The sequence below is a fragment of the Bradyrhizobium sp. WYCCWR 13022 genome, assembly GCF_030435535.1.
Lineage (GTDB): Bacteria > Pseudomonadota > Alphaproteobacteria > Rhizobiales > Xanthobacteraceae > Bradyrhizobium.
The window spans coordinates 221,250-247,115 of sequence record NZ_JAUIZJ010000048.1 but is presented as its reverse complement, the minus strand read 5'-3'; the positions used below and the strand labels follow the sequence as shown (position 1 = coordinate 247,115).

At 65.0% G+C, this 25,866-nt stretch carries 24 protein-coding genes and 1 pseudogene; 16 read left to right on the top strand and 9 right to left on the bottom strand.

Going from position 1 to position 25,866, the window contains the following annotated elements; translation table 11 throughout:
- Positions 1–14: 14 nt before the first annotated feature.
- The gene (locus QY049_RS38160; RefSeq protein ID WP_301270653.1) at positions 15–1,658 is read right to left on the bottom strand and encodes an acyl-CoA dehydrogenase family protein; all 1,644 of its coding nucleotides are present in this window, start codon (positions 1,656–1,658) and stop codon (positions 15–17) included.
- A 19-nt stretch (positions 1,659–1,677) separates the two neighbouring features.
- Complete coding sequence (locus tag QY049_RS38155; protein ID WP_301270652.1) at positions 1,678–2,427, bottom strand: M15 family metallopeptidase; 750 nt, start codon at positions 2,425–2,427, stop codon at positions 1,678–1,680.
- Between the two features lie 187 nt (positions 2,428–2,614).
- Here QY049_RS38155 and QY049_RS38150 point away from each other — a divergent pair, with 187 nt between their 5' ends.
- The 4 genes from QY049_RS38150 to QY049_RS38135 all read left to right on the top strand — a co-directional run bounded on the left by QY049_RS38150 (position 2,615) and on the right by QY049_RS38135 (position 6,801).
- Entirely contained in the window at positions 2,615–3,562 is a 948-nt protein-coding gene (locus QY049_RS38150) for an aspartate carbamoyltransferase catalytic subunit (RefSeq protein ID WP_194482422.1), read from the top strand.
- Between the two features lie 5 nt (positions 3,563–3,567).
- Positions 3,568–4,869, top strand: coding sequence for a dihydroorotase (locus QY049_RS38145; RefSeq protein ID WP_301270723.1), 1,302 nt, complete (start codon positions 3,568–3,570; stop codon positions 4,867–4,869).
- A gap of 17 nt (positions 4,870–4,886) precedes the next feature.
- Entirely contained in the window at positions 4,887–5,483 is a 597-nt protein-coding gene (gene plsY / locus QY049_RS38140; RefSeq protein WP_258766630.1) for a glycerol-3-phosphate 1-O-acyltransferase PlsY, read from the top strand.
- Positions 5,484–5,640: 157 nt separating this feature from the next.
- Positions 5,641–6,801 (top strand): patatin-like phospholipase family protein, encoded by a 1,161-nt coding sequence (locus QY049_RS38135; protein WP_301270651.1) that lies wholly within the window; start codon positions 5,641–5,643, stop codon positions 6,799–6,801.
- On the opposite strand, the gene QY049_RS38130 is transcribed toward QY049_RS38135, so the two are convergent.
- The gene (locus QY049_RS38130) at positions 6,793–8,037 is read right to left on the bottom strand and encodes an amidase (RefSeq protein WP_301270650.1); all 1,245 of its coding nucleotides are present in this window, start codon (positions 8,035–8,037) and stop codon (positions 6,793–6,795) included. The two genes, QY049_RS38135 and QY049_RS38130, sit on opposite strands and share 9 nt — an antisense overlap.
- 90 nt (positions 8,038–8,127) lie before the next feature.
- Between QY049_RS38130 and dprA the strand changes: the two genes are divergently transcribed.
- Positions 8,128–9,270: a DNA-processing protein DprA gene (gene dprA, locus QY049_RS38125; RefSeq protein ID WP_301270649.1), complete on the top strand. Its 1,143-nt coding sequence runs from the start codon at positions 8,128–8,130 to the stop codon at positions 9,268–9,270.
- Here dprA and QY049_RS38120 read toward each other — a convergent pair.
- A complete protein-coding gene (locus QY049_RS38120; protein ID WP_194482417.1) occupies positions 9,267–9,677 on the bottom strand; it encodes a helix-turn-helix domain-containing protein in 411 nt (136 codons plus the stop codon). The genes dprA and QY049_RS38120 overlap by 4 nt on opposite strands.
- Positions 9,678–9,760: 83 nt before the next feature.
- Between QY049_RS38120 and QY049_RS38115 the strand changes: the two genes are divergently transcribed.
- On the top strand, positions 9,761–10,369 hold the full coding sequence (locus QY049_RS38115) for an FMN-dependent NADH-azoreductase (RefSeq protein WP_194482416.1): 609 nt from the start codon (positions 9,761–9,763) through the stop codon (positions 10,367–10,369).
- Positions 10,370–10,426: 57 nt separating this feature from the next.
- On the opposite strand, the gene QY049_RS38110 is transcribed toward QY049_RS38115, so the two are convergent.
- Both QY049_RS38110 and QY049_RS38105 read right to left on the bottom strand, forming a co-directional pair.
- Positions 10,427–10,609, bottom strand: a complete 183-nt coding sequence (locus QY049_RS38110; RefSeq protein WP_194482415.1) for a hypothetical protein — start codon at positions 10,607–10,609, stop codon at positions 10,427–10,429.
- A gap of 175 nt (positions 10,610–10,784) precedes the next feature.
- Positions 10,785–11,558 (bottom strand): SDR family NAD(P)-dependent oxidoreductase, encoded by a 774-nt coding sequence (locus tag QY049_RS38105; protein WP_194482414.1) that lies wholly within the window; start codon positions 11,556–11,558, stop codon positions 10,785–10,787.
- Between the two features lie 121 nt (positions 11,559–11,679).
- Here QY049_RS38105 and QY049_RS38100 point away from each other — a divergent pair, with 121 nt between their 5' ends.
- Both QY049_RS38100 and QY049_RS38095 read left to right on the top strand, forming a co-directional pair.
- The gene (locus tag QY049_RS38100; protein WP_301270648.1) at positions 11,680–12,150 is read left to right on the top strand and encodes a helix-turn-helix domain-containing protein; all 471 of its coding nucleotides are present in this window, start codon (positions 11,680–11,682) and stop codon (positions 12,148–12,150) included.
- Positions 12,151–12,338: 188 nt separating this feature from the next.
- A pseudogene (locus QY049_RS38095) lies at positions 12,339–13,786 on the top strand (DUF5939 domain-containing protein).
- Between the two features lie 91 nt (positions 13,787–13,877).
- Here QY049_RS38095 and QY049_RS38090 read toward each other — a convergent pair.
- Positions 13,878–14,093: a hypothetical protein gene (locus tag QY049_RS38090; protein WP_246755837.1), complete on the bottom strand. Its 216-nt coding sequence runs from the start codon at positions 14,091–14,093 to the stop codon at positions 13,878–13,880.
- Positions 14,094–14,344: 251 nt separating this feature from the next.
- Between QY049_RS38090 and topA the strand changes: the two genes are divergently transcribed.
- Genes topA through QY049_RS38070 form a run of 4 tightly spaced genes read left to right on the top strand, consistent with a single transcriptional unit; the run spans position 14,345 to position 20,667 of the window.
- Positions 14,345–17,092 carry a type I DNA topoisomerase gene (topA, locus tag QY049_RS38085; protein ID WP_194482412.1) on the top strand — a complete coding sequence of 916 codons (2,748 nt, stop codon included), beginning with the start codon at positions 14,345–14,347 and terminating at the stop codon, positions 17,090–17,092.
- A gap of 7 nt (positions 17,093–17,099) precedes the next feature.
- On the top strand, positions 17,100–19,451 hold the full coding sequence (gene rnr, locus QY049_RS38080) for a ribonuclease R (RefSeq protein ID WP_301270647.1): 2,352 nt from the start codon (positions 17,100–17,102) through the stop codon (positions 19,449–19,451).
- On the top strand, positions 19,445–19,885 hold the full coding sequence (locus QY049_RS38075) for a DUF983 domain-containing protein (protein ID WP_194482410.1): 441 nt from the start codon (positions 19,445–19,447) through the stop codon (positions 19,883–19,885). Before rnr ends, QY049_RS38075 begins: the two co-directional genes overlap by 7 nt.
- A gap of 32 nt (positions 19,886–19,917) precedes the next feature.
- Positions 19,918–20,667 (top strand): NUDIX domain-containing protein, encoded by a 750-nt coding sequence (locus QY049_RS38070; RefSeq protein ID WP_301270646.1) that lies wholly within the window; start codon positions 19,918–19,920, stop codon positions 20,665–20,667.
- On the opposite strand, the gene QY049_RS38065 is transcribed toward QY049_RS38070, so the two are convergent.
- Positions 20,668–21,219: a hypothetical protein gene (locus QY049_RS38065; protein ID WP_301270645.1), complete on the bottom strand. Its 552-nt coding sequence runs from the start codon at positions 21,217–21,219 to the stop codon at positions 20,668–20,670.
- Between the two features lie 212 nt (positions 21,220–21,431).
- Here QY049_RS38065 and QY049_RS38060 point away from each other — a divergent pair, with 212 nt between their 5' ends.
- The 4 genes from QY049_RS38060 (at position 21,432) to QY049_RS38045 (ending at position 23,896) form a co-directional block, all read left to right on the top strand.
- The gene (locus tag QY049_RS38060) at positions 21,432–22,757 is read left to right on the top strand and encodes an LLM class flavin-dependent oxidoreductase (protein WP_301270644.1); all 1,326 of its coding nucleotides are present in this window, start codon (positions 21,432–21,434) and stop codon (positions 22,755–22,757) included.
- Between the two features lie 124 nt (positions 22,758–22,881).
- Positions 22,882–23,049: a 50S ribosomal protein L33 gene (rpmG, locus tag QY049_RS38055; protein ID WP_057756569.1), complete on the top strand. Its 168-nt coding sequence runs from the start codon at positions 22,882–22,884 to the stop codon at positions 23,047–23,049.
- A gap of 338 nt (positions 23,050–23,387) precedes the next feature.
- Complete coding sequence (locus QY049_RS38050; protein WP_194482406.1) at positions 23,388–23,633, top strand: DUF3551 domain-containing protein; 246 nt, start codon at positions 23,388–23,390, stop codon at positions 23,631–23,633.
- Positions 23,564–23,896, top strand: coding sequence for a DUF3551 domain-containing protein (locus QY049_RS38045; RefSeq protein WP_367401211.1), 333 nt, complete (start codon positions 23,564–23,566; stop codon positions 23,894–23,896). Before QY049_RS38050 ends, QY049_RS38045 begins: the two co-directional genes overlap by 70 nt.
- Positions 23,897–23,998: 102 nt before the next feature.
- Here QY049_RS38045 and QY049_RS38040 read toward each other — a convergent pair whose 3' ends face one another.
- Positions 23,999–25,858 (bottom strand): caspase family protein, encoded by a 1,860-nt coding sequence (locus tag QY049_RS38040; protein WP_301270643.1) that lies wholly within the window; start codon positions 25,856–25,858, stop codon positions 23,999–24,001.
- Positions 25,859–25,866: the final 8 nt, after the last annotated feature.

Below are 25,866 nucleotides of genomic sequence, written 5' to 3'. Positions count from 1 at the left end.
TTCGTTTTGAACACTCACGGCAGCGCACGCTCCAGCAGCACACGCACGTCGCCGCTCTCCAGCTCCACTGCGCCGTACATGCTGGCGTGATTGGTGGCGAGACGTGTTGCCGCGAAGAGCTCCGCGTTGTGAGGTGAGACACCGTTGAGCGCGGCGGCCGCGGCCAGCAGCGCCAGCTTCTCGACTGCGAGCCGCGAGACGCGCTCGCCATCGGCGCGGCGGAAGGTCTTGCCGATGAACGCGACGGCCTCACCTGCCCCGGGCAGGCCCTTGGTCTCGGCTGCGAGCGATTGCAGCACCGCCGTCGCCGCCTCAGGCTCGCGCGAGAGCGCGCGCAGCACGTCGAGGCACATCACGTTGCCGGAACCCTCCCAGATCGCATTGACCGGCGCCTCCCGGTAATGGCGCGCGAGGATGCCGTCCTCGACATAGCCGTTGCCACCGAGGCACTCCATCGCCTCGTAAAGGAATGGCGGCGCGCTCTTGCAGGTCCAGTATTTGATCGCGGGCGTCAACAGCCGCATATAGGCGGCCTCCGCCGCATCGTGCGGCGTCCGGTCGAAGGCACGGCAGAGCCGCATCACCAGCGCGGTGCTAGCTTCCACATGCAGCGCCATATCGGAGAGCACAGCCCGCATCAGCGGCTGATCGGCGAGATGCTTCTGGAACACGCTGCGGTGGCGGGCGTGATGCAGCGCATGCGCGAGCCCCGAGCGCATCAGGCCCACCGAGGCGATCGCGCAATCCTGCCGCGTCAGCTGCACCATCTGGATGATGGTGCGGATGCCCTTGCCCTCCTCGCCGACGCGTTCGCCATGGGCGCCGACGAACTCGACTTCCGAGGACGCATTGGAGCGGTTGCCGAGCTTGTCCTTCAGCCGCTGGAACTGGATCGCGTTGACCGATCCGTCAGGCGCAAAGCGCGGCATGAAGAAGCAGGTCAGTCCCTGCTCGGCCTGCGCCAGCACCAGGAACGCATCGCACATCGGCGCTGACATGAACCATTTGTGGCCGGTGATGCGGTAGGCGTTCCCGTCGCGCGCCGCGCGCGTCATGTTGGCGCGCACGTCGGTGCCGCCCTGCTTCTCGGTCATGCCCATGCCGAGCGTCATGCCGCGCTTCTCCCACCACGGCGCGAAGCTGGGATCGTAGCTCCTGGTCGACAGCACCGGCATCACGCGCGCGAGCACGTCCGGCTGCATCGCCAAGGCAGCAACAGAGGCGCGCGTCATCGTGATCGGACAGAGGTGACCGGTCTCGACCTGCGAGGCGATGTAGAATTTTGCGGCGCGGATGACTTCGGCGGCACCACCGGCAGGCTTCCCGTCCGCGGTCCAGGTCGAATTGTGCAAGCCGGCATGCGCGCTGTGCGCCATCAGTTCATGATAGCCGGGGTGAAACTCGACCTGGTCGCGGCGATTGCCCTTGGCATCGAAGGTGCGCAGCTTTGGCGAATTCTCGTTCGCGACGCGGCCGCGATCGGCCATCGCCGCGGAGCCCCAATGCTTGCCGAACTCGGACAGCTCCTGCTCTGCCGCTGCGCCGCCATTGGCCTTGACTGCCTCGACCAGCGGGCGGTCCACGGCGAACAGGTCGACATCCTCGAAAGGCGGCGACTGGTTGAAGACCTCGTGGGTTGCGAAACTCGGCTGGGTCATGGCGTGTCTCGGGCCGGAATCAGTTCCGTCGCGGCTGGATCGGGAAATCATAGGCCGCCCCGCCCGCCCCCGGCAGGGAAAAATGCCACCACTCCTTCGAATAGTTCACAAAGCCTTGCTTCGCCATCGCAGCCACCAGCCGCTTGCGCCAGGCGCGCTGATCCCGTGTGATCGATGGTGCTGCGGTATGCCCCATTACATCCGTGCAATCATAGCCCGTGCCCATATCCACGCTGCCTTCCGGCAGCCGCTCCGCGACCGGCGCCGTGCAATCGGCGTAGACCTTCGAGGGATCGATCTTGGCGGAATTGTCCGCCTTGAGATCGACCAGCGTGAGATCGAGCGCGGCCCCCGTCGAATGCTGCGAGTGGCTCGCGATATAGCCGAGGCGAAACAGTTCTGTCTTGGGAATCCGCGGATTGTAGCGCCGGTCGGCCGCCGTCTCGTGGCCGTTCTGCGACCACCTCACCATGTCGAGCGAGGCGCGCGCCGGGCGGTAGCAGTCGAACATCTTGAGCGACAGGTACTGCGCGGCGAGATCCTGCTGAACCGCCCTCAGCCGCAACCCGACTTCGCGCTTCACCACGCATTCGCCCGCGCCGTAGCCGGCGAGCGGACGGCCGACGAAATTGCTCGAGGTGGCGTAGCGGATGTCCTGGATGATGCTGGGATCGACATCGCGCAGATAGACGAATCCGCCGGGGAGCGATTGGGCGTGGGCGGCGGAAGCGGTCGTTATCAGTACTGTTGCAATTCGAATTGATTTCACGGAATGCCCCCCGCATGGTCACGCCCCGGGAATAGCCGTCTGCAAGGACGGCGTCGCTTCCGCTCGCCTATGTCCCGGCCATCCACGCCCTTTTTACGGCGGCAGAACCGACAGATCAGGGGATAACTCGCCTGCCGCGGATTGGGCCTTGCTCCCCCCGCCATCCCCCCCTATAGCTCTGCTTTTAATGACATCGAAATCGACCTTCGTCCTCGGCCACCGGCATTTGCTGGGCATCGAGGGCCTTTCCGCGGCCGACATCACCGGCCTCCTCGACCTGTCCGAAGAATATGTCGAGCTCAACCGCCAGGTTGACAAGAAGCGCACCGTCCTGCGCGGACGGACGCAGGTGAACCTCTTCTTCGAGGCCTCCACCCGAACCCAGTCCTCGTTCGAGCTCGCCGGCAAACGGCTGGGCGCCGACGTCATGAACATGTCGGTGTCCTCCTCGTCCATCAAGAAGGGCGAGACGCTGGTCGACACCGCGATGACGCTCAACGCCATGCACCCTGACATCCTGGTGGTGCGCCATCATGCCTCCGGCGCCGTGGAACTGCTGGCCCGCAAGGTCGACGGTTCCGTGATCAATGCCGGCGACGGCGCGCATGAGCATCCGACCCAGGCGCTGCTCGACGCGCTCACCATCCGCCGCAACAAGAGCCGGATCGAAGGCCTCGTGGTCGCGATCTGCGGCGACGTGCTGCATTCGCGGGTCGCCCGCTCCAACATCATCCTGCTCAACACCATGGGCGCCCGCGTCCGCGTTGTCGGCCCCTCCACGCTGCTGCCGCCCGGCATCGAGCGGATGGGCGTCGAGGTCGCGCGCGACATGCGCGAGGGCCTCAACGGGGCCGACATCGTCATGATGCTGCGGCTCCAGCGCGAGCGTATGAACGGCTCCTTCGTGCCGTCGACCTCTGAATATTTCCACTATTTCGGGCTCGACCAGAAGAAGCTCGGCTACGCCAAGCCCGACGCGCTGGTGATGCATCCCGGCCCCATGAACCGCGGCGTCGAGATCGACACTGCGGTTGCCGACGGCGCACAATCCCTGATCCGCGAACAGGTGGAGATGGGTGTTGCCGTGCGCATGGCGGTGCTGGAAGCGCTCGCCCGTAACCTGCCGAACGCGTGATGCCCATGCTGACCGACCGCCGCCCGATCCTGCTCGCCAACGCTCGCGTCGTCGATCCGTCCCGCGATTTCGACGGCCCCGGCGACGTCCTGATTGCCGACGGCATCATCCGCGAGACCCGCCGCGGCATTGGAGCCGCCGGCGTCCCCGAAGGAACCGACGTCATCAACTGTTCGGGCAAGATCGTCGCGCCCGGCCTGATCGACATGCGCGCCTTCGTCGGCGAGCCCGGCTTCAGCCATCGCGAGACCTTTGCCTCCGCGAGCCAGGCAGCCGCGACCGGCGGCATCACCACCATCATCTGCCAGCCCGACACCTCGCCGGTCATCGACAATTCGGCGACCGTCGATTTCGTGATGCGCCGCGCGCGCGACACCGCGATCGTCAACATCCAGCCGATGGCCGCGCTGACCAAGGGCATGCGCGGCGAGGAAATGACCGAGTTCGGCCTGCTCAAGGCCGCCGGCGCCCTGGCCTTCAGCGATGGCGACCGCAGCGTGACCAATTCGCAGGTGATGCGGCGCGCGCTGACCTACGCCCGTGATTTCGACGCGCTGATCGTGCATCACACCGAGGACCCCGATCTGGTCGGCGAAGGCGTGATGAACGAGGGCGAGTTCGCCTCGCGCCTCGGCCTGATGGGCATCCCGAAGGCCGCCGAGGCCGTGATGCTCGAACGCGACATGCGCCTGGTCGCTCTGACCGGCGGCCGTTATCACGCGGCGTCGCTGTCGTGCATCGAGTCGCTCGAGATCCTGAAGCGCGCCCGCGATGCCGGCCTTGCCGTCAGCGCCTCCGTCTCGATCAACCATCTTGCGCTGAACGAGAACGACATCGGCCCCTATCGTTCGTTCCTCAAACTGTCGCCGCCGCTGCGGACCGAGGACGATCGCCGCGCGCTGGTGGAGGCGGTGGCGTCCGGCCTCGTCGACGTCATCATGTCCGACCACAATCCGCAGGACGTCGAGGTCAAGCGCCTGCCGTTCGCGGAAGCCGCCCCCGGCGCCATCGGTCTGGAGACCATGCTGCCAGCGGGCCTGCGGCTGGTCCATAATGACGAGATCGATCTCAAGACGCTGATCCGCGCGATGTCGACACGGCCGGCTGAACTGCTCGGGCTTGCGGGCGGAACCCTGCGCCCCGGCGCGCCGGCCGACGTCGTCGTCATCGACCCCGACGTGCCCTGGGTGGTCGATCCCGCCGACCTCAAATCGCCCTGCAAGAACACCCCGTTCGACGAAGCGCGCTTTACAGGTCGCGCGGTCAGGACCATCGTCGGCGGGCGCACGGTGTACGAGCATGTCTGAGGTGGGGAGAGACAGACATGGGGTTTGATGCATTCCTGCCGGTGGCCTTCGTCATCGGCTATCTGCTCGGCTCTGTCCCGTTCGGGCTGGTGCTGACCAGGCTCGCCGGCACGCAGGATCTGCGCTCGATCGGCTCCGGCAATATCGGCGCCACCAACGTGCTGCGCACGGGCCGCAAGGGCCTCGCCGCGGCGACCCTGCTGCTCGACGCGCTCAAGGGCACCGCGGCGGTCGTGATCTCGGGCTACATCGCCGGCCCCAATGCCGCAATGGTGGCCGGCCTCGGCGCCTTCCTCGGTCATCTCTTCCCGGTCTGGCTCAAATTCAAGGGCGGTAAGGGCGTCGCCGTCTATATCGGCATCCTGCTCGGCCTGTTCTGGCCGGGCGCCGCCGTGTTCTGCCTGCTGTGGCTGGCGACCGCTTTCACCACCCGCTATTCCTCGCTCTCGGCGCTGGTGGCGGCGTTCATCACGCCGCTGTTCCTGTGGTGGTTCGGCCACCTCGCACTGGCCTCCCTGTTCGCGGTGCTGACGCTGCTGCTGTTCTACATGCACCGCGAGAACATCAAGCGGCTGCAAGCAGGAAAAGAAGGCCGCATCGGCGAGAAGACCTAAAGCCAGAAGCCGGAAAAAGTACGGATACCGCCGCCGGCCTTTCGCATTATAGCCCAAATGCTGTTCGCAACTTCCGTCCGGCTGGCAGGTGGCAGTGGCGAACCGGTTCCATGCCTGTCATCCTGGCACAGGATATGGCGTTACGCGGTTGCTCAGAATGAGCGAGACGATTGACGGCACGCACGATGAAGGCGCGCAGGAGACTGCGGCAAGCCGCCTGCTCCTGACGACCAGCATCTGGTCCGACGTGCCCTCGCCGCCTGCTGCGCCAGAACCTGCTCCCGTTTCGCCGCCGGCCCCCTCCGTGCAAGCGCATGCGCCGGTGGCCGCGACGGCCGAGCCCGCCGAGCCGACTCGCCCCACTCAATGGCCGCCGCGCAAACTGTCGCTGGCGCTCCAGGGTGGCGGCACGTTTGCCGCCTTCACCTGGGGCGTGCTCGAACGGCTACTTGAAGAGCCATCCATTGCATTCGACGCGATCAGCGGCGCGAGTGCCGGCGCGATCAACGCGCTGCTGCTCGCTGGCGGTCTTGCCGAAGGCGGCCGCGAAGGTGCCCGCAATCGCCTGAACCGGTTCTGGCTCCGGCTGATGCACGAAGCCTCGTTCCGCTCGCTGATGCTGGTCGGCGGTTTCTCGCCGGCCGGAAGCTCCGTCGCGTTCGGCCCGACGCTGCGCTCGGGCCAGTTCGATCCGTTCGATCTCGACCCGCTCCGCCAAGCCCTCTCGCGCGACATCAATTTTGCAGCCTTGCGCGACCCAAAATGCCCCAAACTCCTGATCGCGGCGACGCGCATCCGCGACGGGCAGCAGCAGGTCTTCGGCAACGACGCCATCACCGCCGACGTTGCGCTCGCCTCGACCTGCCCGCCGCTGGTTCACTGCGCCGTCGAAATCGACGGCGAGGCGTATTGGGATGGTGGCTTCGGTGGCAATCCGCCGCTGATCAGGCTGGCGCAACAATCGACGACCGCCGACCTGCTGCTCATCCAGGTCACGCCCACGCGCGACAGCTTTGTTCCGATCACGCTTGCCGCGATTGATCGCCGCCTCGACCAGATCGCGGCCAATGCCGCGCTCAAGGCCGAGATCGCAGCGATCGAATGGGCGCGGCCAAACGCTGCGCCAACGCTGCGGCTCTCAACAATCGCTGCCGAAGACTCGATCGAGGGCCTCGCGCAACGTTCATCGACCGATCTCGGCCGCGGCTTCATCCGCACGCTGCACCGGAGCGGCCGCGAAGCCGCCGAACGCTGGCTCGGCGCAACGGACGCCGAGGCTCAACGCGCGTTGCCTGCAGCCGAGCCCGCGCTAGCCTGACCTCGCCAGCGCATTCTCCAGAAACCACGCAGCCGCCAGCGCGCCCGGATCGTTGCCGAAGCGCGCGATCACCTGCACGCCGATCGGCAGGCCGCCGACCTTCATCGTGGGCACGTTGACGCAAGGATTGCCCATCAGCGTCCACAGCCGGTTGTAGCGAGGCGAGCCGGTCGAGGCGAGCTCCTTGGCCGGCGCGGTGCCCGGCGCCGAATAAGTCAGCAGCACGTCGAAACCTTCGAATAGCTCGCCGAGCTCGCGACGGCCGCGGCGGGCGATCCGGCGCGCATCGTCGTATTCCTTCGGCGTCAGGCCGACCGTCTCATCGAGGCTGGCACGCAGCATCGGCGCGATCTCGTCATGGCGTTCGTCGAACTCCCAGGCGAGCGCGCGATGCGCCTCGAAATCCTGGATGATGGGATGGATGCGCCAGGCCTCCTTGACCGCCTCGGGCAGGTCGATCGACTGTACGCTGGCGCCAGCCTTCTCGGCCGCCTTGATCGCGGCCAGCAGGCCCTCTTCCGCCGCCGGCTCCACGGCTTCCGCAAACTCCTGCCTGACCACGCCGATGCGCGGTGACTTCGCCGGCGCGATGCCTGCGAACTCTGTGCGGCCGGTCATTCCCAGAAGTCCGCGCGCGAGATCCTCCGCACGCGCCCCGAACAGGCCGACCGTGTCGAGCGCCCACGAATAGCATTTCACGCCGACCGTCGGCAGCATGCGGAACGACGGCTTGATCGCGGCGGCACCGCAATAGGCGGCGGGACGGATCACCGAGCCGCCGGTCTGCGTGCCCAGCGCCAGCGGGATCATGCCGGCGCCGACGGCCGCCGCCGAGCCCGAGGACGAGCCGCCCGGCGTGTGGCCGGGATTGTGCGGATTGAGCGTAGGGGTCGGATCGCGCGAGGCGAACGCCGTGGTCGTGGTCTTGCCGATGATGGTGGCGCCCGCCCGCTTCAGCATCATCACGACAGGCGCATCCGCGCGCGGCTGCCAGCCGCGATAGATCTCCGAGCCCATCTCGGTCGGCATATTGGCGGTATCGATGATGTCCTTGATGCCGACGGCGATGCCGCGCAGGAGTCCGGCAGTTTGCGCTTTCGCCGACTTGTCGTGGCGGACGAAGGCGCGGATGTCCTTCTCCCGGGCCTCGATCGCCGCATGTGACTGGGCGACGGCGTCATCGGGCGAAAGCTCCCCCGCTTCGATGCGGCGCTGGAGGTCGGCAAGCGAGATCATGGCAAAATCCTTCTTATTGGCATCGCTTTTAGCATCGGGGCGAGGCCGCGCAAGCGCACGCCGCGGTTGCCCACGCCCTCAGGTTGCTTCATGCTGCGCCCACAAGGAGACGCAGTGGACGCCATCAACAGAAGCGCAGAGTTGACCGAGGCCGACAGGATCGACCGCCTGCGGCTGATCCGCTCCGACAATGTCGGGCCGCGTACATTCCGATCGCTGGTCGATCATTTCGGCTCGGCGCGGGCCGCGCTGGAGCGACTGCCGGACTTGGCGCGCCGCGGCGGCGCGTCACGATCCGGGCGCATCTGCAGCGCGGACGAGGCGAAGGCCGAGCTCGCCGCGAGCCGCCAGTTCGGCATCGCCTGGCTCGCGCCCGGCGAGGACGGCTATCCGGCGCGGCTGGCGATGATCGACGATGCGCCGCCGTTGCTCGCCGCGCGCGGCGACGTCGCAACGCTGATGCGGCCGATGATCGCCATCGTCGGCTCGCGCAACGCTTCCGGTGCGGGCTTGAAATTCGCCGGCCAGCTCGCGCGCGAGCTTGGCGAGGCCGGCTTCGTCATTATCTCGGGCCTTGCCCGCGGCGTCGACCAGGCCGCGCATCGCACCAGCGTCGCGAGCGGCACGATCGCCGTGCTCGCCGGCGGACACGACTGCATCTATCCGCCCGAGCACGGCGACCTGCTCACGACGATCCTCGACCACACGGGCGCTGCGGTCTCCGAAATGCCGCTCGGCCACGAGCCGCGCGCCCGCGACTTTCCTCGCCGCAACCGCCTTATCTCCGGCGCCGCGCTCGGCGTGGTCGTGGTGGAGGCCGCGCACCGCTCGGGCTCGCTGATCACCGCGCGCATGGCGGCCGAGCAGGGCCGCGAGGTGTTCGCCGTCCCGGGTTCGCCGCTCGATCCGCGCGCCGCCGGCACCAACGACCTGATCAAGCAGGGCGCAACACTCGTCACGGAAGCCGCCGACATCATCAACGCGGTTCAGCCGATCATGGAGCGGCCGCTGATGCATCCGATGGGCGAGCCCGACAGCGAACCGTTCGAGAGCGACCCGCAAGGCCACGACCGCGATCAGATCACGCGCCTGCTCGGCCCTGCCCCCATCACGATCGACGATCTGGTGCGGATGTCCGGCGCCTCGCCCGCGATCGTGCGCACGGTGCTGCTGGAGCTCGAACTCGCCGGAAAGCTCGAGCGTCATGGTGGCGGATTGGTGTCGCTGATCTAACGATCGTTGCGCTCGTCGAATTGCGAGCGTGCCGCCTCGATCTGCACCAGATGGTCCTTCGCCCATTTGCCGAGCGCCTCGACCGGCTGCGACAGCCCGCGACCGAGATCGGTCAGCTCGTAATCCACGCGCGGCGGAATGGTCGGGAAGATCGTCCGCGTGACGAGGCCGTCGCGCTCCAGCCCGCGCAGGGTCAAGGTCAGCATCCGCTGCGAGATGCCATTGATCATGCGCTTGAGCTCGTTGAAGCGCTTCGGCCCGTCGCTCAGCATCATGATGACGAACACGCTCCACTTGTCGCCGACGCGGGACAGCACGGAAGCCACCCCACGGCAGTCCGCATGGTTCGGATCGGGTCTCGCTGGAGCAGGAAAATCGATGTGTGCAGGTCTCAAAGATGTGCCCATGGCTCAAAAAAGTGCGTTCTTGCGGGGGTTTCGCCAGTCACTCATGTAGTGCGGGTTACAAATCTATACCATGGGTGACCCCAATGAAACTCCTCCATATCGACTCTAGCGTCCTCGGCCCCCACTCCGTCTCCAGACAGGTTTCTGCCGCCATCGTCGACCGCCTCGGGCAGGCGACGCCCTCGCTCGAGGTCGCCTATCGCGATCTGACCCAGACCCCGCTGGCTCACCTCTCCGGCTCGCACCTCGCGGCCGCCCAAGGCGCGCCCGCGCCGGCGGAACTCGCACCCGATCTCGCGGCAAGCGCAGCCGTGCTGAATGAGTTCCTCGATGCAGACGTCGTCGTGATCGGCGCGCCCATGTACAATTTTACGATCCCGAGCCAGCTCAAGGCCTGGATCGACCGCGTGATGGTGGCGGGGAAGACGTTCAAATATGGCGCGAGCGGCCCGGAGGGCCTTGCCGGCGGCAAGCGCGTGATCTTCGCGATTTCGCGCGGCGGCTATTACGGTGCGGGTACGCCTGCCGCCGCGCTGGAGCATCTCGAAAGCTATTTGCGCGGCGTGTTCGCGTTCATGGGCATCACGAGCCCCGAATTCATCGTCGCTGACGGCATCCAGGTTGGCCCTGAGCATCGCGAGAAAGCGCTGGCCGGCGCGCTCCAGGCGGCCACCAGTTTGCGCGCGGCGTAACGCTACACCGGCGAGAGCCGCCGCCGGCCCCCGGCGGCGGCTGCAAGATCGACAAAGCTAAAACCAGGAACCCTGCATGCCCAGGATCACGGCAACGAGCGACACGAGCAGCCCGACGCCGGAGAAGATGGCAACCCCGATGAACTCCGACATGTCGGAATGCTTGGCCGGAACTGCGGAATGTTCGGTGTAGATACGCGGTTCTGAAATCGGAGCAAGAATGCGTGCTGGTTTCGGCATAACGGGCTCCCTTAAATGGGTCTTATCACCCCACGCCCGTAGAAAAGTCTTGGCAGCATAAGCGAAGGTTCAACGTATCACGCAGGCTTCAGAAAATACGTCCTGCAAGACGAGGGAACCGGCCGGCGCAACCGTTTCAGTTGGCGCCGGCCGATTCAATTCTCAGAGCATTTGATCAACCGCGATAGATCGGCGCTCCGCTCGGAGACGCCACCGCTCCGCCATCGACGAAGATCTCCTGTCCCTGAACATGCGCGGCATCGTCAGACGCAAGGAACAGCACCGTCTTCGAAATGTGATCGGGTTCACCAATCCGGCCGAGCGGCGTCGACAGCGCGATGCGCTTCTCGAACGCCTTTTCCGCTTCGGGTGTTGCGATCGCCGCGCCCCAGATCGGCGTGCGGATCGCACCCGGCGCGACCACATTGACGCGAATGCCGCGGGGCGACAGTTCCGAAGCCATGATCCGCGCCATCGCCCGCACGCCGGCCTTCGCGGCGCCGTAAGCCGAATAGCCGGGAATGCCGAGCACTGAAATCACCGAGCCGTTGAGGATGATCGAGGCGTTGTCGTTGAGATAAGGCAGCGCCGACTGCACCGTGAAGAACACACCGGTGAGATTGGTGCTGATGACTTTCTCGAACACCTCGAGCGTCGCCGATCCCAGCGGCGTGCCGCCGGGGATGCCGGCGTTGGCAAACAAGATGTCGAGCTTGCCGAACTTGTCGGTGCCCTTCTTGATCGCAGCTTCGGTCGCGGCGATGTCGGTGGCATCAGCCGCAAGTGCAATCGCGTTCGGGCCGAGTTCCTTCGCGGCGGCCTCCAGCGTCTCCTTGTTGCGCCCGGTGATGATTACCTTCGCGCCTTCGGCCACGAACAGCCTTGCCGTTGCCAGTCCGATGCCGCTGTTGCCGCCGGTAATCAGTGCCGTCTTGTTCTTCAGCCTCACGCTCGCCTCCAGTAGTTGCATGATAAAACTATGTTGCCATCTAGGGCATATGGTTTTATGATGCAACCACACATCCGCGTGATCGGCGCCGAAATCGTGCGAACGCGACAGGACCGGAACGATGGTGAAACGAACGAGCTTTGAGGGCGATGCCTGCCCGATCGCACGATCGCTGGAAGCGATCGGCGACTGGTGGTCGCTGCTGGTCATCCGCGAGGCGCTGTTCGGCGTGCGCCGTTTCGGCGAATTTCAGAGCAAGCTCGGCATGGCCAGGAACATTCTGTCGGCGCGGCTGCGATCGCTGGTCGACCACGGCATCCTGGAAACCGCCCCCGCCTCCGACGGCAGTGCTTATTCTGAATATGTATTGACGGCGAAGGGCCGCGGCACCTTCCCGATCCTGGTGGCGCTGCGGCAATGGAGCGAGGAGTTCGACGACCATCCCGAGCAGATCGCGACCATCCTGGTCGATCGCGCGAAGGGCCGCCCGGTCAGGAAGCTCGAAATGCACGCGGAGGACGGGCGGCTGCTCAGTCCCGCCGACACCATACTGAAACCGAGGCCCGCGCCGCGCCGGCGCGCGGCAGGATAGCTGCGTGCGCATCGGCTCCCGGCCGTCCGCGCAAAAGCACGCGCACGGGGCCGGAGCACTCCCGACGTGCACTCAAGGATGCATTTGTCCCGTTGGGTTTTATGCTACTCTAGAACTGCTGGAAGCAGCTGCCATTTTTGCTGACGCGTGACGTCCCGTTCAACCTCGTCGATGACCTGGGTGGGAAGATGCATCACGTTCAAGAACGGCTCCTCGAAAGCAAGATGATCGAGGTCGAGCAGGCCCGGTCTTGGAGCCCGCGCGTCATCTCCAAATTCGAAAGCCTGATCCGGGGCGGCGACGATCTCTCTCTCTCTACCGCGTCAATCCGCTTGGCTTTGCCCGCGACCGCGCCATCAGCGAAGCAGAGAGCATCGACCTGTTTCTCCATGCAGCACGCAGCGGCCTGTTCGACATGAGTTGGGATGTCGTCTGCCCCCAATCCGGCATGGTGCTGGACAGTTTTGGTGCCTTGCGGACCCTGAAGACCCACTATGTCTGCGGTTTGTGCGACGTCAGCGGCGATACCGACCTCGATGATTTCATCGAAGTGACTTTCACGGTGTCTCCGCAGCTTCGAAGGCTTCAGTTTCACGACCTCGAACAGCTCTCAGTCGAGGACTTCCATTGGAAGGCCCGCTTTCTCGCCGACGGGCGCTTGCCCGGTCAGCCGACCCGCTTTCTTGATGTCCTCCGCGGCCTTGCTCGCGGCATGTCGTTCTTGCCTCCGGGCTCGACGACGGCGCTCCCGGTCGAACTCGCGCCCGGAGCGCTCTCCGGGGTCAATGTGCAGACGCAGGCCAGCTTCGCAGTCAATGTGACTGGCGACACTGCGGCGATACCGACGCGCTTGTCCGTGAAATATGACGGACGCCGCTTTTTACCGCTCGCATCGGCCGTGCCGCCCGGACCGGCGGTGGTCGAGGTGGAGAACTGCTCCGCCACACGCGGCTCATTGCTTCTCATCAACTGGCCACCGGAGATTTTGGCGCAGACGGTCAAGCCGGCGCTCGACTTTGATCCCTACCTGTCGGGCGGCATGCTGCTTGCCCGACAGACTTTCCGACGTCTGTTCCGGTCCGAGCGTGTCGATGAGAAGGAAGGCCTCGGCATCAGGCAGGTCACCTTGCTGTTCACGGACCTCAAGGGATCGACCGCCATGTACGAGCGACTAGGTGACCTCAATGCCTATGCGCTGGTGCGCGAGCACTTTGCTCTGCTAGGCTCAACCGTGCAGCAGCATTCCGGCGCGATCGTCAAAACGATCGGCGATGCCGTGATGGCCGTATTCTCCCGTCCGCCCGATGCAGTCTCGGCCGCCTTGCATATTTTGGCGGATATAGAGCGCTACAATGCAGAGCACGGCGATCCCAGTATCATCCTCAAGATAGGCGCCCATTGCGGACCATCGATCGCGGTCACCTTGAACGAAAATCTCGACTATTTCGGGCAGACCGTGAATGTTGCAGCACGTGTACAGGCATTGGCCGGCCCCGGCGAAATTTGCCTCTCGGAGGCGCTCTACTCGGCACCGGGGGTAAGTCAGCTTCTCGCTGGTCACGATGTCGTCGCGTTCGATGCACCGCTTCGGGGGGTGGAAGGGGCCGCGTGCGTCTATCGCGTAACGGATACGTAAACCTGCCTTCCGAACGCCAGTTGGACAACGATGACTGCATCTCCTGCCCCGTCATCGCGGCCAGAGCTCGCACCTTCCCCGATAGCCATCCTCACGACAGCTTGCGCTTGCTCCGCAGCCGCAGGTGCTCGTCGGCCTCGAGCTTGGTCATTCCCAGGAGATAATGCAGCACATCCAGCTTGTGGCGCTCGGCGAGCTTGCGTAAGGCGCCCACCTGCTCGGCGATGAAGGTCACGGCTTCATCGACCCCGCCTTCCCCCGGTTCCTCGTTGCGCGAACGTGCTTCTGCGCCCGACGCGGCGCGCACGCGTTTCTTCCCTGGCTTTGCCACCAGCCCCACCCGAATCCCATGCCCCGCGGAAACATTACGCCGACACCGGCCACAACTCCAAGGTGGTATTTCGCAACTTTCTCGATATGAAACTTTTCTCAATCCGCGGGCTTTCAACACCCTTCGATTTGACAGGACCCGCCTCACCACCCATGTTCGGGTCGGAACGGCCGACCCGAATCTTGTCGATTTCGGCCCAAGATTTTCCCGTAAGTCACTGGAACTACATGAATATCGTCATTGTGGAGTCGCCGGCGAAAGCCAAGACGATCAACAAGTATTTGGGCTCGTCCTATGAGGTTCTGGCCTCGTTCGGCCATGTCCGGGACTTGCCGGCGAAGAACGGTTCCGTCGATCCCGACAGCAATTTCAAGATGATCTGGGAGGTCGACCCCAAGGCGGCTGGCCGCCTCAACGATATTGCCAGGTCCCTGAAGGGTGCCGACCGCCTGATTCTGGCGACCGACCCTGATCGCGAGGGCGAGGCCATCTCCTGGCACGTGCTGGAGGTGATGAAGGAGAAGCGCGCGCTCAAGGATCAGAAGATCGAGCGCGTGGTGTTCAACGCCATCACCAAGCAGGCCGTCACGGATGCGATGAAGCATCCGCGCGAGATCGACGGCGCCCTGGTCGACGCCTATATGGCGCGACGCGCGCTGGACTATCTGGTCGGCTTCACGCTCTCCCCCGTACTGTGGCGCAAGCTGCCGGGCGCCCGCTCGGCGGGCCGCGTGCAGTCGGTGGCGCTGCGCCTCGTCTGCGACCGCGAGCTCGAGATCGAGAAGTTCGTAGCCCGCGAATACTGGTCGCTGATCGCGACGTTGCTGACACCGCGCGGCGATGCGTTCGAGGCGCGCCTCGTCGGTGCCGACGGCAAGAAGATCCAGCGGCTCGACATCGGCACCGGCGCGGAAGCGGAAGACTTCAAGAAGGCGCTCGAGCTGGCCACCTACGCGGTGACCGCGGTCGACGCCAAGCCGGCTCGCCGCAACCCGCAGGCGCCCTTCACCACCTCGACCCTGCAGCAGGAAGCCAGCCGCAAATACGGCTTCGCCCCGGCGCACACGATGCGCATCGCGCAGCGCCTTTATGAAGGCATCGACATCGGCGGCGAGACCACGGGACTCATTACCTATATGCGTACCGACGGCGTGCAGATTGCGCCGGAAGCGATCACCCAGGCGCGCAAGGTGATCGGCGAGGATTACGGCAACGCCTACGTGCCCGAAGCCCCGCGCCAGTACCAGGCCAAGGCCAAGAACGCCCAGGAAGCGCACGAAGCCATTCGCCCGACCGACCTCTCGCGCCGCCCCGACAGCATGAGCCGCAAGCTCGATGCCGACCAGGCCAGGCTCTACGAGCTGATCTGGAAGCGCACCATCGCGAGCCAGATGGAATCGGCCGAGCTCGAGCGCACCACCGTCGACATCACGGCGAAAGCCGGCGGCCGCACGCTGGAACTGCGCGCCACCGGCCAGGTCGTCAAGTTCGACGGCTTCCTGGCGCTGTACCAGGAAGGACGCGACGACGAGGAGGACGAGGACTCCCGCCGCCTGCCCGCGATGAACCGGGGCGAGCCCATCAAGCGGCAGTCGCTATCCGTCACCCAGCACTTCACCGAGCCGCCGCCGCGCTTCTCGGAAGCCTCTCTCGTCAAGCGGATGGAAGAGCTCGGCATCGGCCGTCCCTCGACCTACGCTTCGATCCTCCAGGTTCTGAAGGATCGCGGCTACGTCAAGCTCGAGAAGAAGCGTCTGCATGGCGAGGACAAGGGTCGCGTCGTGGTCGCGTTCCTCGAAAGCTTCTTCAATCGCTACGTCGAGTACGATTTCACGGCCAATCTGGAAGAGCAGCTCGACCGCATTTCCAACAACGAGATCTCCTGGCAGCAGGTGCTGAAGGATTTCTGGACCGGCTTCATCGGCGCCGTCGACGAGATCAAGGATCTGCGCGTCGCCCAGGTGCTCGACGTGCTCGATGAGATGCTGGGCCAGCACATCTATCCGCCGCGCGCGGATGGCGGCGACATCAGGCAGTGCCCTAGCTGCGGCAACGGCCGGCTGAATCTGAAGGCCGGCAAGTTCGGCGCCTTCGTCGGCTGCTCGAACTATCCGGAGTGCCGCTACACCCGCCAGCTCGCAGCCGACAGCGAGACCACCGCCGACCGTTCGCTCGGCCAGGATCCCGAGACGGGTCGCGATGTCTGGGTGAAGGCCGGCCGCTTCGGCCCCTATATCCAGCTCGGCGAGCAGAAGGACTATGAGGAAGGCGAGAAGCCGAAGCGCGCGGGCATCCCCAAGGGCACCTCGCCCAGCGATGTCGAGCTCGAGCTTGCGCTGAAACTGTTGTCGCTGCCGCGCGAGATCGGCAAGCATCCCGAGACCGGCCAGCCGATCACGGCGGGCCTCGGCCGCTTCGGGCCGTTCGTGAAGCACGAGAAGACCTATGCCAGCCTCGAAGCCGGCGATGAAGTCTTCGACATCGGCCTCAATCGCGCCGTGACGCTGATTGCGGAAAAGGTCGCCAAGGGTCCGAGCCGCCGCTTCGGCGCCGATCCCGGCAAGGCGCTCGGTGATCACCCCTCGCTCGGCACAGTAACCGTGAAGAGCGGCCGCTACGGCGCCTATGTCACCGCGGGCGGCGTCAACGCGACGATCCCGGCCGAGTTCGAAAAGGACACGGTGACGCTGGCTCAGGCGATAGCGCTGATCGACGAGCGTGCGGCCAAGGGCGGCGGCAAGGTGAAAGCCAAGAAGGCGGCGAAGCCGGCCAAGGCCAAGAAGACTGCAGCGAAGACCGCGGACGGCGACGACGCCGCGCCGAAGAAGAAACCGGCCGCCAAGAAGGCGGCCAAAACCAAAACTGAATCCACCAGCAAGGCGCGCGCAGGCGTGGCGTCGACGGCCAAAACGTCGGCGACCAAATCAGGTGGCGCTGCCAAGGCTCCGGCCAAGAAGAGTGCCGGCACCAATTAGAGGTTAAGTGAAACGCAAGAATGACCGTGGCTTTCCCGACCGGCAAGCCATCGTCGCCTTTATCAAGGCACATCCAGGAAAGGTCGGAACTCGCGATATTGCACGCGAGTTCGGCCTGAAGAACGCCGATCGCATCGAGCTCAAGCGCATTCTGCGCGAGCTCGCCGATGACGGCACCATCAAGAAAAAACGCCACACGGTCTCGGAACCGGACAGCCTGCCGCCGACGCTGGTCGCCGACATCACCGGGCGCGATCGCGACGGCGAGCTGATCGCCTCCCCGACGGAATGGGACGAGGTCGAAAACGGCGAGCCGCCAAAGATCTTCATCGAGATGCCGCGTCGACCCAAGCCGGGCACCGCCGCCGGCGTCGGCGACCGTGCGCTGCTGCGGGTCGAACGGACCGGCGAGGACGAAGGCCCGGCCTATCGCGGCCGCATCATCAAGGTCTTCGACAAGGCCAAGAGCCGAATCCTCGGCGTGTTCCGCGAGCTTCCCGAAGGCGGTGGACGGCTCGTGCCCGTCGACAAGAAGATGGCCGACCGCGAGCTGAATATCGCCGCGGCCGACACGAGGGGTGCGCAGGACGGCGATCTCGTCAGCGTCGATATCGTCCGCACGCGCAGCTTCGGCCTTGCCTCAGGCCGCGTGAAAGAGAAGCTCGGCTCGGTGAAATCAGAGAAGGCGATCAGCCTGATCGCGATCTACGCCCACGACATTCCCCTGCAATTCTCCTCGTCCGCCGAGCGCGATGCGGAAGCGGCGGAGCCTGCGAATTTGAAGGGACGCGAGGACTGGCGCGACGTGCCGCTCGTCACCATCGATCCGCCTGACGCCAAGGATCACGACGACGCGGTGCATGCGCAGGCCGATCCCGATCCGAACAACAAGGGCGGCTTCATCGTCGACGTCGCCATCGCCGACGTGAGTTTCTACGTCCGGCCGGGCAGCGCGCTCGACCGCGACGCGCTCGACCGCGGCAACTCGGTCTATTTCCCCGATCGCGTCGTGCCGATGCTGCCCGAGCGCATCTCCAACAATCTCTGCTCGCTGGTGCCGGGCGAGCCGCGCGGCGCGCTCGCGGTGCGGATGATCATTGCCCCCGATGGCCGCAAGAAGTCGCACAGCTTTCACCGCATCCTGATGCGCTCGGCCGCGAAGCTGAGTTATGCGCAGGCGCAGGCCGCAATCGATGGGCGGCCCGATGATACCACCGGCCCCCTGCTCGATCCGATCCTGAGGCCGCTCTACGCGGCCTATGCCTGCGTCAAGCGCGCCCGCGACGAGCGCGATCCGCTCAATCTCGATCTGCCCGAACGCAAGATCCTCCTGAAGAGCGACGGCACGGTCGCCCGCGTCGTCGTGCCTGAGCGTCTCGACGCGCACAAGCTGATCGAGGAGTTCATGATCCTCGCCAACGTCGCGGCGGCCGAGATGCTGGAGAAGAAATCGCTCCCGCTGATCTACCGCGTGCATGACGAGCCGACGCTGGAGAAGGTCCACGCGCTCTCGGAATTCCTGGAGACGCTCGACGTCCCCTTCGCCAAATCAGGCGCGCTGCGCCCAACCCTGTTCAATCGCGTGCTGGCCCAGCTCGAGGGTCACGACTATTATCCGCTGGTGAGCGAGGTCGTGCTGCGCGCGCAGGCGCAGGCGGAATATTCGTCGGAAAACTATGGTCATTTCGGCCTGAACTTGCGCCGCTACGCGCACTTCACCTCGCCGATCCGCCGCTACGCCGATCTCGTCGTGCACCGCGCGCTGGTCCGCGCGCTCGGGCTCGGCGAAGGCGCCCTGCCCGACAGCGAGACGGCGGAAACCCTGAGCGAAGTCGCCGCGCATATTTCGCTGACCGAGCGTCGCGCGATGAAGGCGGAGCGCGAGACCGTCGATCGCCTGATCGCGCATCATCTCGCCGACCGCATCGGCGCGAGCTTCCAGGGCCGCGTCTCCGGCGTCACGCGCGCCGGCCTGTTCGTGAAGCTGAGCGAGACCGGCGCCGACGGATTGATCCCGATCCGATCCCTCGGCACGGAATATTTCAACTATGACGAGAGCCGCCACGCGCTGATCGGCACGCGCAGCCGCACGATGTACCAACTCGGCGACGTCGTCGACGTCCGCCTGATTGAGGCGGCTCCCGTCGCGGGCGCGCTGCGTTTCGAGCTGCTGTCGTCGTCCAGCGAGACCGCGCCGCGCGACCGCAGGCTATCAGGTCCACAACGTCGCCCCTCGTTCAAGGCCCATCCCGGCCGCAGCCCGGATAAAAAACGCAAGCCGCCGAAGCCAAAACCGGGCAAGAAGGGCAAAGGAAAGAACAAGGGCAAGAGTAAAGGCAAGAAGGGCAAGGCATGGTGACCATGAGCACGGCCCCCAAAATCTGGACGCGCGAGACCGGCCTCGTCGAGAAGCGCGACCTCTGGGCGGCAATGAAGCGCGGCTTTCGCGGCCGCTGCCCGCGCTGCGGCGAGGGAAAACTGTTCCGCGCGTTCCTGAAGACCGCGGACAATTGCGCGTCCTGCGGTCTCGATTTCACACCGCACCGCGCCGACGATCTGCCGGCCTATCTCGTCATCGTCATCGTCGGCCACATCGTGGTGCCGACGATCCTCTGGATCGAGACCAATTACACGACGCCGGTCTGGCTCAGCTTCGTGGCCTACCTGCCCTTCACCTTCTTTGCATCGCTCGGACTGCTGCAGCCGGTCAAGGGAGCTGTGGTCGGCTTGCAATGGGCTCTGCGCATGCACGGGTTTGACGACAACCCGCCGGATGGTATTCCGCCTGTGTAAGCACAATAAGCAAGAACAGCCTGGGTGAGGATATGAGCGATACGGCGCAGACGGCCGAGAAGGCCAAGGTCCACGAGGAAAAGGAAGCCGACCACCATCCCTATTTCCGGCCCCGGGATGCGGCGACGCTGATCCTGGTCGATCGCAGCGGCAGTATCCCGAAGGTGCTGGTCGGCAAGCGCCACGACAAGGTCGTGTTCATGCCCGGCAAGTTCGTCTTCCCAGGAGGCCGCGTCGACAAGGACGATCATCGCGTGCCGGTCGCGGCTCCCGTCACCACCGAACTCGAAGCCAATCTCGCCAAGGGCAGCCCGAAGACGCCGGCCTCGCGCGCCAAGTCGCTTGCGATTGCCGCGATCCGCGAGGCCTGCGAGGAAACCGGCCTCTGCCTCGGGCGCAAGAGCGAGGGCAAGGCGAGGCTCGAAGGCCCCTGGAAGCCGTTCGCCGATGCGGGCCTGCTGCCCGATCCCTCCAGCCTGTTCCTGATCGCGCGCGCGATCACACCGCCCGGCCGCGTCAAGCGCTTCGACACGCGCTTCTTCACGGCAGATGCATCGGCGATCACCCATCATGTCGAGGGCGTCATCCATGCCGATGCGGAACTGGTCGAACTGGTCTGGGTCGAACTCGGCTCAAAGCCGCTCGCAGATCTGCATCCCATGACGCGGAATGTGCTCAACGAGCTCGACTCGCGCCTCGCCACCGGCCCCTTGCGCCACGATGCGCCGGTGCCGTTCTTCCATTTCTACGGCGGCAAGATGCAGAAGGATATTTTGAGCTGATCAGCGCGCGTCGTCGTCATCGGGCTCGGTGCCGACATAGTCGCGCGCCGGCAGATTCAGGACGCGGCCGATTTCGCTGGCGAGTTCGTCCGCCTCGGCGCGCTTGGTGAAGCTCACAAGCGTGATCGGCTCGATGCCCTTGTTGCCGCAGAGATTGACGTCGTAGGTCGTCAGCGCGGGATCATAGTCGTCGGTGATGCTGATGAAGTGGTAATCGGCGAGATCGCGGGACCTGCTGATATTCAGCGGGCCGAACTGCCTGGTGATCACGATCTGCCGCAGCGTCTCGTTGAGCACGACGAAGGTGCGGAACGTCAGCAGGATCAATCCGGGAATGCCGATGAGCAGGCCGAGACCCGTGAACACCAGCACCGGCACGAGGTCGTCCGCGAGCCTGCCGAAGCCGGAAAAATCCTGGCGCAGGCCGAGCGCGACATTCCAGAGCAGAAAGGCGCTCGCCGCCAAGAGCGGCAGCGACAGCAGCCGGCCGAACCAGGGCATCGGCCGGTCGATCCGGACGATGCCGCCGTCTACCGTCATTGCGCTGGTCATGAAAGGTCTCCTCGGGAGCGAAGTCCTGGCTTGGTCGGCGCGAGCCCCAGGTTGGTTCGACCGCCTCGCCACAACGTGCCGACCCGGTATGACGCGATTGTGCTGAAGTGCCCGCGAAAAACAAAAAATTCTTCCCGCCTCCCCCAATGGCGGAGTTCCGCAGGCTGCCTATGTCTTTGCCCAACGAACACCAGAACGGGATTTTGGGCGCGATGGCACAACGGCAACTCAAGCTTGGCGCGTTCATGCGCCCGATCAGCATCCACACCGGCGCCTGGCGCTATCCCGGGGCCTGGCCCGACGCCAACTTCAACTTCGGCCACATCAAGCAGCTGATCCGGAAGCTCGAGGCCGGCAAGTTCGATGCCTTCTTCATGGCCGATCACCTCGCCGTGCTGAACATGCCGGTCAACGCGCTCAAGCGCAGCCACACCGTGACCTCGTTCGAGCCGTTCACGCTCCTGTCGGCGCTGTCAGCCGTCACCGAGCGGATCGGCCTGATCGCGACGGGATCGACCACCTTCGACGAGCCCTACCACGTCGCCCGCCGTTTCGCCTCGCTCGACCATCTCAGCGGCGGTCGCGCCGGCTGGAACATCGTCACCACCTCGAATCCCGACGCGGCGCTGAACTTCGGCCTCGACGATCACATGGAGCACGCCGAGCGCTACAAGCGCGCCCGCGAGTTCTACGACGTCGTCACGGGCCTGTGGGATTCCTTCGCCGACGACGCCTTCGTGCGCGACGTCGAGAGCGGGCTTTTCTTCGAGCCGTCGAAGATGCATGTGCTCGACCACGTCGGCAAGTATATGAAGGTGCGCGGCCCCCTCAACATCGCCCGCCCCGTGCAGGGCTGGCCCGTGATCGTGCAGGCCGGCGCATCGGAGGACGGCAAGCAGCTCGCGGCCGAGACGGCAGAGGCCGTCTTCACCGGCGGCGGCAGCCTCGCCGACGGACAGAAACTCTATGCCGACATCAAGGGCCGGATGGAGAAGATCGGCCGCGACCCTGAACACCTCAAGATCCTGCCCGGCGCCTTCGTCGCGGTCGGCGACAGCGTCGATGAAGCCAAGGAGAAGCGCGCGCTGCTCGACAGCCGCGTGCACTATGAGAGCGCCATCGCCTCGCTCTCTGTCGTGCTCGGCACCGACGCTTCCGGCTTCGATCCCGATGGGCAACTGCCTGACATCCCCGAGACCAATGCCAGCAAGAGCGGCCGCCAGCGCATGGTCGATCTCGCGAGGCGCGACAAGCTCACCGTGCGCCAGTTGGCCCAACGCGTCGGCGGCTATGGCGGGCTGTCCTTCGTCGGCACCGCGAAGACCATCGCCGACCAGATGGAGGAATGGCTGGTCGGGCGCGGCTCCGACGGCTTCAACATCATGTTCCCGTTCGTCCCTGCGGGCCTCGACGATTTCGTCGACAAGGTCGTGCCGGAGCTGCAGCGGCGCGGGATTTTCCGGAAAGAGTATGAAGGAGCCACTTTGAGGGAGAATCTGGGCCTTCCCCGGCCGAAAAACCGCTTCTTCGAGGCGTAAAGGGCCCGATTTGAGTGGTTTTCGGGGTGTAAAACCTTGACATCAGGCGGTTTCTGGCTAGGTTGCCGGCCAACGCGGGCCATTTGGCCGGCTCCAGATTCCCCAATATTCTGAGGTTCAGAACATGGCCAAAGCGGTCACCATCAAGGTCAAGCTCGTGTCCTCGGCCGACACCGGCTTCTACTACGTCGCCAAGAAGAATTCGCGCACCATGACCGACAAGCTGGTCAAGAAGAAGTACGACCCGGTCGCGCGCAAGCACGTCGAATTCAAGGAAGCCAAGATCAAGTGAGATCGCGGACAAGCTGAAGACTTTTGCGGGGCCCTTTCGGGCCCCGTTTTCGTTCGGCCCCCAGTCCCGGACGCTCAACGGGCCGTCAGCCTCGTGAAATCCTGGCGCGGCTGGACGAAGCAGCCTCACCGCCTTTTGTTGCGAGGCTAATTCGCATCATCGTCCACCATTCATGAATCGCAGAGAGCGCCGGCCCACCGCGGCCAAGCAATTCGGAAAGACCTCGCCGGCTGCGCTCTGGCAGCCGCCGCGTTTGCCTCTAGGGGAACAATTCTTGAGCGACAATCAGCGACGGGTTATCCTGCCAGACCCCAGCTTGTCCGGCGCCGTCGGCTGACATGACGGAGGATCGCATGCGCTTCGCCCTACTGCTCGTCCTTACACTCATCGGGTTTGCTCCCGCAGCGCACGCCGAGCGCGACTATCCCTGGTGCGTCTTTGGCGGAGGGCTCGGCGCTCCCGGCGAGTGCATGTATTCGACACGAGAACAGTGCCTGGCCTCGGCGTCCGGGCGATGGAACACCTATTGCGACATAAATCCGCGCGTCAGGTTCAAGCAGCCGGCGCCGCGAAGGACACACTGATCATGATGCGCGCGCTTCCCTGTCTCCTCATCCTGTGGATCACCATGTCCGCGCCCACTCCGGCGGCAGCTCAGCGCTTCGGCGGAAACTATCCGGTGTGCCTTCAGAGGTGGGAATGGGGCGGCGTCACCTGGATTTCGTGCGACTATCGTTCATGGGATGAGTGTCGAGCAAGCGCTGCGGGCCTTTCCGCCATGTGCCTGCAAAACCCTTACGTGCCGCAGCTGCCGCCTCATCCGGACCGCAACCCGCGTCGGCGATAGGTGCGACTGCGGAGGCCATGAAGGACGATTTGACCGTAGCCGCTGGCTTGGAGCCAACCGGCAATGTCGTGCCGTAGTTTCGCGCAAAGCATTCGCGGCCGCTCAATCGCAGATCTCGCGAGGCGACGTCACGATATTGCCGTTGCGAGCTGCAGTATCCAGTCGGCACCCTTTGGCCACCGGGCGGCATCCGGCCGCCCCGCAATACATCTGGCCCGAAGCCTGCGGCTTGGCAGGCGACGCCTCCGTCTTGGCCCGTTCTGACGATTCGCGCTTCCGATCGTCGCGCTTGGCCACCGGTTTCTTCACTTCGATTTTTTCGCAAGTGTTGTCGTCGCCGACTTCGTATCCAGCCCGGCATGTAATCTTCGTACAGCGGTCGCCATCGGCCCTGAACCCGTGATCGCAAACCAACGGACAGACCCGACCCGGCTTCATCTTGACGGCATCGAGCGCATCGGCGCTGGCCGTCTTGACGTCGAGTTTCATCCCGGCGTGCTTGTTGAAGAGATCGAGCGACCGCTGCGCGGCTGCATTCCAGTTGCCGTCGACTGCACCGGTGTTGCAGCCGACGCGGCGAAGTTCTGCCTGAAGCGCGCGCGGAAGATCAGCCTCAGCCGCAAGATCCGGTTTGTCGGCAGGCGGGGTCAGCGCGACGAGCTTGTCCTCCCTGACCTTTTGCTCGATCGCCAGTTGCTCGTCTCTGGCCTTTTGATCGGCAACCAGCTTCGCCTCTCGCGTGACATTGGCCGCTTCAAGCGCCCTGACGCGTTCAGCCTCCTGGGCCTGCGCCTTGGCGGCTTCGGCAGCCTTGACACGTTCGGCTTCGGCGAGCTTGGCGTCCTCGGCCTTCTTGGCCGCTTCCGCTGCGATCCGTGCCCGTTCGGCGGCTTTGGCCTGCTCGGCGGCCTTGGCCTGCTCCGAGGCTTTGGCGCCCTCCGCAGCGAGCCGGGCCTGCTCTTCGCGCGCGGCGTTGGCCTTGTTGGTGGCTTCGATCTGCGCCGCTTCCGCCGCGAGCTTGTCGCGCTGAGCCTTCGCAAGCGAAGTGAAGAATCCGGTCGGGTATTGTTCGATGAAAGCGTCCCACGCCGGTTTTGTGCCGACCTGCAAGGCGAACTCATAGTCACGCCGCATGGTCGCGCTCTGGTCAATCGGGGCCGCTGCGGCAGGCGCGGCAACCACAGGCTTTGCCGGAGCGGCGGCGACAAGGGGAACGTCATCACCGCCAAGCGACGTGTACGTGTACGGTTCCTGCGTGTTGTTGGTCGCCTTCAGAACGTCGTCGCGGACATAGCGGAATGCTCTTTGCAGATCGAGGCCCGGTTTGGCGAGGTGCTCCACCAGCGCCGTTGCAAAGGGGCTGTTCTTGCCGGTGCCGTCGGATGCCGTCGATCCGGCCTTGGCGGCGAACGCGATCACGGTATTCGGGCTCGTCGGTTCGACCTTGGCGAGACCCCGGCCGACCGCGCGCGAGGCCATCGTCCGCTTCATGTTCTTCGCAAAGGGATTGTCGCGGCAGGCGTCGAGGATGATCAGCCGCAATTGCCTGGCCGCTTCGACCGCGACCAGCACGCGGTCGAGCGACAGCGTCTCGTCCAGGACGTCGGTGTCCGTCTCGAGCGTGGCGTCGATCGGGATGAGATAATTGGTGCCGTCCAGCTCGATGCCGTGACCGGCATAATAGACGACGGCGACGTCCGCATCGCGGCTGGCATTGCCGAAATCACGCAACGACTTGCGCATTTCGCTGACGGTCACGTTGAGCTTGGACTCAACGGAATCGAACCCTGCCGCCTTGAACATCGCCGCAACGGCGGCCGCGTCATTGACGGGATTACCGAGCTTGGCGACGTTGCGGTAGGTCGAATTGCCGATGACGAGCGCGACGCGCTTGTCCGCCAACGCTGGTGTCGTCGGCAGAACGAGCCAGACCGACACGAAAAGGCCAACCAGGAAGCGCATCCCCAAAA